This is a genomic window from Pseudomonas sp. 57B-090624 (genome assembly GCF_003234055.1).
Classification (GTDB): Bacteria; Pseudomonadota; Gammaproteobacteria; order Pseudomonadales; family Pseudomonadaceae; genus Metapseudomonas; species Metapseudomonas tohonis.
In genome coordinates, this window is record NZ_QKRU01000131.1 from 1 (window position 1) to 7,399 (window position 7,399).

8 protein-coding genes are annotated in these 7,399 nt (G+C 66.6%); 4 read left to right on the top strand and 4 right to left on the bottom strand.

Annotated elements, in window-relative coordinates:
• Window positions 1–162 precede the first annotated feature (162 nt).
• From DMX10_RS31285 to gpmI, 3 genes are all read right to left on the bottom strand, one after another.
• A complete protein-coding gene (locus tag DMX10_RS31285; RefSeq protein WP_111264742.1) occupies window positions 163–1,491 on the bottom strand; it encodes a S41 family peptidase in 1,329 nt (442 codons plus the stop codon).
• Window positions 1,492–1,522: 31 nt separating this feature from the next.
• Complete coding sequence (locus tag DMX10_RS31290; protein WP_111264743.1) at window positions 1,523–2,782, bottom strand: murein hydrolase activator EnvC; 1,260 nt, start codon at window positions 2,780–2,782, stop codon at window positions 1,523–1,525.
• 128 nt (window positions 2,783–2,910) lie between these two features.
• Entirely contained in the window at window positions 2,911–4,446 is a 1,536-nt protein-coding gene (gene gpmI / locus DMX10_RS31295) for a 2,3-bisphosphoglycerate-independent phosphoglycerate mutase (RefSeq protein WP_111264744.1), read from the bottom strand.
• Window positions 4,447–4,590: 144 nt separating this feature from the next.
• Between gpmI and DMX10_RS31300 the strand changes: the two genes are divergently transcribed.
• From DMX10_RS31300 to secB, 3 genes are read left to right on the top strand one after another with little or no spacing between them, the layout of a single operon-like run.
• On the top strand, window positions 4,591–5,004 hold the full coding sequence (locus DMX10_RS31300) for a rhodanese-like domain-containing protein (protein ID WP_111264745.1): 414 nt from the start codon (window positions 4,591–4,593) through the stop codon (window positions 5,002–5,004).
• 2 nt (window positions 5,005–5,006) lie between these two features.
• Window positions 5,007–5,261 carry a glutaredoxin 3 gene (gene grxC / locus DMX10_RS31305; RefSeq protein WP_111264746.1) on the top strand — a complete coding sequence of 85 codons (255 nt, stop codon included), beginning with the start codon at window positions 5,007–5,009 and terminating at the stop codon, window positions 5,259–5,261.
• 36 nt (window positions 5,262–5,297) lie between these two features.
• Window positions 5,298–5,783 carry a protein-export chaperone SecB gene (gene secB, locus DMX10_RS31310; protein WP_021218677.1) on the top strand — a complete coding sequence of 162 codons (486 nt, stop codon included), beginning with the start codon at window positions 5,298–5,300 and terminating at the stop codon, window positions 5,781–5,783.
• 64 nt (window positions 5,784–5,847) lie between these two features.
• On the opposite strand, the gene trmL is transcribed toward secB, so the two are convergent.
• On the bottom strand, window positions 5,848–6,309 hold the full coding sequence (gene trmL / locus DMX10_RS31315) for a tRNA (uridine(34)/cytosine(34)/5-carboxymethylaminomethyluridine(34)-2'-O)-methyltransferase TrmL (RefSeq protein ID WP_111264747.1): 462 nt from the start codon (window positions 6,307–6,309) through the stop codon (window positions 5,848–5,850).
• Between trmL and DMX10_RS31320 the strand changes: the two genes are divergently transcribed.
• Window positions 6,308–6,748: a hypothetical protein gene (locus tag DMX10_RS31320; protein WP_111264748.1), complete on the top strand. Its 441-nt coding sequence runs from the start codon at window positions 6,308–6,310 to the stop codon at window positions 6,746–6,748. The genes trmL and DMX10_RS31320 overlap by 2 nt on opposite strands.
• The last annotated feature ends 651 nt before the right edge of the window (window positions 6,749–7,399 follow it).

The window sequence follows — 7,399 nt, forward strand, 5'->3', positions numbered from 1 at the left end:
GGGCCAAGTCTCAAGGGGCCGGGCTGGATGGGCAGCGCCTGGGCGGGCGCCGCCGGCTCCGGCGCCGCGAGGGGCAGCCGGGGCAGGGGCGGAAGGGGGTCGCGGGCCTGGATCGCCGACGCGCCGAGCAGCAGCGCCAGCAGCCAGGCTCCCCGGCTCACCTCAATCCCCGCGGGTGACGTTCAGGCCCTTGAGCAGGTTCAGCGCCTGGTTCAACTGGTAGTCGTCGTCCTGCGGGCGGGCCTGGGCGGCCTTGGCCTTGCCGGAGCTGGGCTTGTCGGCGCCACCGTTGCCGTTGCCGAGGTGGCCGGCGAGGTCGGCTTCCTTGAAGTTCTCGCTGTCCTGTTCGCGGGTCACCTTGGCGCGGGCCACTTCCACGTCGGGGACGATGCCCTGGGCCTGGATGGAGCGGCCGTTGGGGGTGAAGTAGAGCGCGGTGGTGAGCTTCAGGGCGCGGTCGTTGTTCAGCGGCAGCACGGTCTGTACCGAGCCCTTGCCGAAGCTGTCGGTGCCCATCAGCACGCCACGCTTGTGGTCCTGCAGGGCGCCGGCGACGATCTCGGCCGCCGAGGCGCTGCCGCCGTTGATCAGCACCACCAGCGGTACGCCTTCGCTGGCGTCGGCCGGGTCGGCGGAGAAGCGCAGCTCGGAGTTGGCGATGCGGCCCTTGGTGTAGACGATCAGGCCCTTGGTGAGGAAGTGGTCGGCCACCTCCACCGCGGACTGCAGCACGCCGCCGGGGTTGTTGCGCAGGTCGAGGACCAGGCCGGCGAGCTTCTTGTCGCCGTTGTCCTTGCGCAGCTTGGCCAGCGCCTTGCCCACTTCCTCGCCGGTGTTGACCTGGAACTGGGTGATGCGGATGTAGCCGTAGTTCTTGTCCAGCAACTGGCTCTTCACGCTCTTGACCTTGATCACGGCGCGCTTGAGCTCGACGTCGAAGGGCTGGCCGCCCTCGCGTACCAGGGTCAGGACGATGGGGCTGCCGGCCTTGCCGCGCATCTTGTCCACGGCTTCCATCATCGACAGGCCCTTGGTCGGCTGGCCGTCGATCTTGACGATCAGGTCGCCCGGCTGGATGCCGGCCTTGGAGGCGGGGGTGTCGTCGATGGGCGAGACGACCTTGATGAAGCCGTCCTCGGTGCCCACTTCGATGCCCAGGCCGCCGAACTCGCCGCTGGTGCTTTCCTGAAGCTCCTGGAAGGCCTCGGGCTCCAGGTACGCGGAGTGTGGGTCGAGGTTGCTGAGCATGCCCTTGATGGCGTTCTCCAGCAGGGTCTTGTCGTCCACCGGCTCGACGTAGGCGGATTTGATCCGGTCCAGCACCTCGGCGAAGGTGCGCAGCTCGTCCAGGGGCAGCGGTGCCTTGCCGTTCGCCGCCGCTGCCGGGGCGGGCGCCGGCGCTGCGGGCTCCTGGGCGGCGGAGGCGAGCGATGCACCGCCGAGCAGCGCCAGGGCCATGGCCAGGGAGGTAAGGCGGGACAGATGCGGCATGCGAATCAACTCCTACGGAATGAAGTGGCGCTTATCCTTGCGCTCGGCACCACTGCGCGGGGTCGCTGGGGCGGCCCTGCTGGCGGATGGCGAAATACAACGCGGGCGAATCCTGCCCGCCACTGGTGCCGACGGTGGCGATGGACTCCCCCGCCTTGACGATGTCGCCGGCATTTTTCAACAGGCTCTGGTTGTGGCCGTACAGGCTCAGGAAGCCGTTGCCGTGGTCGAGGATGACCAACAGCCCCGCGCCGCGCAACCAGTCGGCGAAGACCACGCGGCCCCCATGCACGGCGCGCACCTGGCTGCCTGCGGCGGCGCCGATCAGTACGCCGTCCCACTTAGTTCGTGCGTCTTCGCCGCGAGGAGTTCCAAATCTCGCAACGAGACGGCCGTCGACCGGCCAGGGCAGCTTGCCCCGGGCACTGGCGAAGGGGCCGCCGAAGTTGCCGCCGGTACTTGAAACCAGGGGGCCGGAGAGGGATTTGGCGGCGGCCGGGGAGCGCTTGAGCTCGTCTTCCTGGCGCTGCCGCTCGGCCAGTTCGCGCTTGCGGGCCTCTTCGGCCTCGCGGGCCTGGCGGGCGAGGGTTTCCTCGATGGTCTTGAGCACGCGGCCCAGCTCGGCCTGCTCCTGCTGGCGGGCCTTGAGCTTCTGGTCGCGGTCGGTCACGTCGCGGTTGAGCTTGGCCAGGGCCAGCTGGCGCTCCTTGCGCAGGCCGGCGAGCTGCTCGCGGCGGCTGTCCAGGGCGCTCTTCTGCTCGATGAGCGCGGCCTGCTGGGTGGCGATGTCGCGCTCGACGTTGGCCAGTTGGCGCAGGGTCTCGTTGAAGGCGTCGAGCTGCTCCAGGCGGGCCTGGCTGAGGTAGTCGTAGTAGGTGAGGGTGCGGGCGAATTTCTCGGGGTGCTGCTGGTTGAGCAGCAGCTTGAGGTATTCCTGCTGGCCACTCTGGTAGGCGGCGCGCGCCTGGATGCCGATCAGCCTCTGCTGTTCAAGGCGCGCGCCCTGGAGCTTTTTTTTCTCCTGGTCCAGGCGCCTCACTTCGCCTTCGCCCTTGTCGAGTTCCTGTTGCAGGTCCTTGACCTGCTTTTCCAGCTGGCCCATCTCGGATTCGGTTTTCTTCAGGTCCGCCTGCACGCCGGACTTCTCCTCCTGCAACTGCTTGAGGAGTTTCTTGAGTTCGGTGACGTCCTTGGCGGCCTGGTCCAGCTGCTGCTGGGTCTGCGCGCGCTCGTCGGCGACGGCCGGCGCGAGCAGGCAGGCAAGGAGAATGAGGGTGAGGGCGCGAAACATGGGGGCGTGCGGCACCAGGGAGGAAGACGGGCCTAGTATGCCCGTCGCGCTCGGCAAAAAAAACGCCCCGAAGCCTGAGCTGCGGGGCGTTCGATGCGAAACCGCGGCGCCGGTGGTCGGCGCGCGGGTCATTTCAGTTCGACGATGCTCTTGCCGGTCATCTCGGCCGGCACCGGCAGGCCCATCAGGGTCAGCAGGGTCGGGGCCACGTCGGCGAGCACGCCGCCTTCGCGCAGGCTGACCTGGCGCTTGCCGTAATAGATGAAGGGCACCGGCTCGCAGGTGTGCGCGGTGTGCGCCTGGCCGGTGGCTTCGTCTTCCATCTGCTCGACGTTGCCGTGGTCGGCGGTGATCAGCGCCTCGCCGCCGACCTTGTCGAGGGCAGCGGTGATGCGGCCCAGGCAGGTGTCCAGGCACTCGACGGCCTTGACCGCGGCTTCGAAGACGCCGGTGTGGCCGACCATGTCGCCGTTGGCGTAGTTCACGATGATCACGTCGTAGCGCAGGTTCTCGATGGCGTCGACGATGCGGTCGGTCACCTCGGGGGCGCTCATCTCCGGCTGCAGGTCGTAGGTGGCGACCTTGGGCGAGGGGATGAGGATGCGCTCTTCGCCCTCGAAGGGCTCCTCGCGGCCGCCGGAGAAGAAGAAGGTCACGTGGGCGTACTTCTCGGTCTCGGCGATGCGCAGCTGGGTCTTGCCGTTGGCCGCGAGGTATTCACCCAGCACGTTGTCCAGGGATTCGGGCTTGAAGGCGCTGGGCGCGGGGATGCTGGCGGCGTACTGGGTCAGCATCACGTAGCCGGCCAGGGCGATTTCGCGCTGGCGCGGGAACTCCTTGAAGCCGGGCTCGACGAAGGCGCGGGACAGCTCGCGGGCGCGGTCGGCACGGAAGTTCATGAAGATGACCGCGTCACCATCCTGCACCGGGGCGGCTTCGCCGATACGGGTGGCCTTGACGAATTCGTCGCTCTCGCCACGCTCGTAGGCGGCGGCCAGGCCCTCACGGGCGCTGGCGGCGGTGAACTCGGCCCGGCCTTCGGTGATCAGGTTGTAGGCGGCTTCGACGCGGTCCCAGCGGTTGTCGCGGTCCATGGCGAAGTAGCGGCCGATCAGGCTGGCGATGCGGCCCTTGCCCAGGCGGGCGAAGGTGGCATCGAGCAGCTCGATGGAGGGCTCGGCGCTTTTCGGCGGGGTGTCGCGGCCGTCGAGGAAGGCGTGCAGGTAGATCTTCTCGGCACCGCGCCGGGCGGCCAGTTCGGCCATGGCGACCAGGTGGTCCTGGTGGCTGTGCACGCCGCCATCGGAAAGCAGGCCCATGAAGTGCACGGCCTTGCCGGCGGCAACGGCCTTGTCCACGGCCTCGACTATCACCGGGTTGGCGAAGAACTCGCCATCACGGATGGATTTGGTGACGCGGGTGAAGTCCTGGTAAACCACGCGGCCGGCGCCGAGGTTCATGTGGCCGACCTCGGAGTTGCCCATCTGCCCGTCCGGCAGGCCCACGTCCATGCCGCTGCCCGAGATCAGGCCGTGCGGCTGGGTGGCCAGCAGGCGGTCATAGACCGGCTTGGTGGCAGCGTAGATGGCGTTGTACTCGGGACTGTCACTGTGACCGAAGCCGTCCAGGATGATCAGAACCAGGGGTTTGGGCGTGGCTGTCATAAGTCCGACTCGCATGGCACAAGAAGATCAAAAAGGGAGCGGCATTTTACGTACAAGTTCCTTGTGCGTCACCGCCGTGCGGGGTTTGGTGGACCTGTGGTGCTGTGTATACTGGCCGGCATTTTACCGTCCCGGGACCCGTCGATGTTCGCCCACCTGATTGAATTTGCCACTAACCACTATGTACTGAGCGCATCCTTCGTCGTCCTGCTGGTGCTCCTGATCGCCCACGAACTGCGCCGTGGCGGCCGCAGCATCAGCACCCGCGAGCTCACCGCGCTGGTCAACAGTGGCCAGGGCGTCGTCCTCGACGTGCGCAGCAACAAGGATTTCTCCAGCGGCCGCATCGTCGACTCGCTGAACATCCCCTACGAAAAGCTGGCTGCTCGCCTTGCGGAGCTGGATAAGCATAAGGACAAGACCATCATAGTGGTCGATACCATGGGCCAGCATGCTGGCACCGTTTGCCGTGACCTGCAGAAAGCCGGTTTCACCGCGTTCAAGCTGTCCGGCGGCATCGGCAGCTGGCGTGGCGAAAACCTGCCGTTGGTGAAGTGAACATGGCTGCCGTCGTCATCTACTCCAGTGACTGGTGCCCCTACTGCATCCGGGCCAAGCAACTGCTCGGCAGCAAGGGCGTCCAGTACGAAGAGATCCGCGTCGATGGCAAGCCCGACGTCCGCGCCGAGATGACCCGCAAGGCGGGCCGCACCTCGGTGCCGCAGATATGGATCGGTTCGACCCATGTGGGCGGCTGTGACGACCTTTATGCCCTTGAGCGGGCGGGCAAGCTGGATGCTCTGCTCAAGGCGTGACCGAACTTTAAAACGTACGAACAAGAAGGCTCTGCCATGACTGAACAAGCAAGCAACGGCGCTTCCCAGGAAGCACAGAACCCGCAATTCTCGCTGCAGCGCATCTACGTGCGTGACCTGTCGTTCGAGGCCCCCAAGAGCCCCGAGATCTTCCGCCAGGAGTGGACCCCGAGCGTGGCGCTGGACCTCAACACCCGCCAGAAGTCGCTGGACGGCGATTTCCACGAGGTGGTGCTGACCCTCTCCGTGACCGTGAAGAACGGCGAAGAGACCGCCTTCATCGCTGAAGTGCAGCAGGCCGGCATCTTCCTGATCAAGGGCCTGGACGCGGCTTCCATGAGCCACACCCTGGGCGCCTTCTGCCCGAACATCCTGTTCCCCTACGCCCGCGAAACCCTGGACAGCCTCGTCGTACGTGGCTCGTTCCCGGCGCTGATGCTGGCCCCGGTGAACTTCGACGCCCTGTACGCGCAGGAAATGGCGCGCCTGCAGGCCGCCGGCGAAGCGCCGGCCAACGCCTGATCCGCGCTGGATGAAGAAAAAGCGCCCCTCGGGGCGCTTTTTTGTGGGCGCCTGATCGCCCGGCTCAGTCCAGGCTGAAGCCGTGCTGGCGCCAGGCCTCGTAGACCGCCACGGCCACGCTGTTGGACAGGTTCAGGCTGCGGCAGCCGGGACGCATGGGCAGGCGCAGGCGCTGCTCGGGCGGCAGGGCCTCGCGCACTTCTTCCGGCAGGCCGCGGCTTTCCGGGCCGAAGAGGAAGGCGTCGCCCTTCTCGAAGGCGACCTCGTGGAACAACCGGGTGCCCTTGGTGGTGAAGGCGAACACGCGGGGGTGGCCCAGGCTCGCCAGGCAGCTCTCCAGGTCGGCGTGGCGCTGCAGGGTGGCGTACTCGTGGTAGTCCAGCCCGGCGCGACGCAGGCGCTTGTCGTCGAGCTCGAAACCCAGGGGTTCGACCAGGTGCAGGTGGCAGCCCGAGTTGGCGCACAGCCTGATAATGTTGCCGGTGTTCGGCGGAATTTCCGGTTGAAAAAGGATGACGTGAAACATGCGTGGCCCCCTGCCCCAAAACCGGCGGCATTCTACTCCCGATGAAGACCCGAGGCGGCGCATGTGGCCGCGGTTTTTGGGTTCGCTGGCGATTTTCGGACTGCTGGTCGGGCTGATGATCGGCCGCCTGACCGCGCCGGGGCCGATCCACCTGGAGCGGGTGGAGGCGTTGCCCGACGGGCTGGCGCTGTGGTTCGACGGCGAGCCGCGCCAGCGGGCCGAACACATGGACGGGGCTTTGGCCTTCGTCTTCGACGCCAGCGCCGAGCCGCAGAAGGGCCGCCTGCAATTGGGCGGCAAGGCGTTGAACTGGCGCTTGCAGATGACCCGCAATGGGTTGCTGTTGCACTTCGTGGCGACTCGCCCCCTGCATGGGGAGTGGAGCGGAGCCGAGGTGGACGGCAAGTGGCGGCTGCAGATCAGCCTGCGGGAGGGATAAGAAAGGGGATGCCCCGGCCTGCCTGTACCAAGGTCCCCGAAACGGGTCGTCGCTGCTGTCCGGTGCCGTTGTCTCGGCTCCCGGGCGGGATAAGAAAGGGGAATCCCCGGCCTGCCTGTACCTGGGCCCCCGAAACGGGTCGTCGCTGCGCTGTCCGGGCTCGAAGCCGTCGTGACAGCGTGGCGCTGTAAGAAAGGGGATTCCCCGGCCTGCCTGTACCAAGGCCCCCAAAACCATCGTCCTTCACAGCTCGCCCGCGGAGCTCGGCTCGACGCGATGGCGGTGGCAGCGAAGGGTCTTGCATAAAAGAGGGATCCCCGGCCTGCCTGTACCAAGGTCCCCGAAACGGGTTGTCTCTACCAATGCAGAGGCTGTGCCAGTTTTCGCATTCGGCCTCTTTCCACCTCCGTTGGATTCCCCGTCTCATGGCCAGAGGCCCCGTATTCATTGGGCTCTGGCCTTTCCCGGCTTTCTCGGGCGGATCACGGAATGCCCTGTTCCAGGCAGGCGGCAGTCAGCTCCTGAACATTTTCTGAGCACATTTTTGATGCGCCGAAGCGGTGCATGGCACCAGTCGTGAACGTTTTCCCCCGGCTGCCGCCTGCCTGGAACAGGGCATTCCGTGATCCGCCCGAGAAAGCCGGGAAAGGC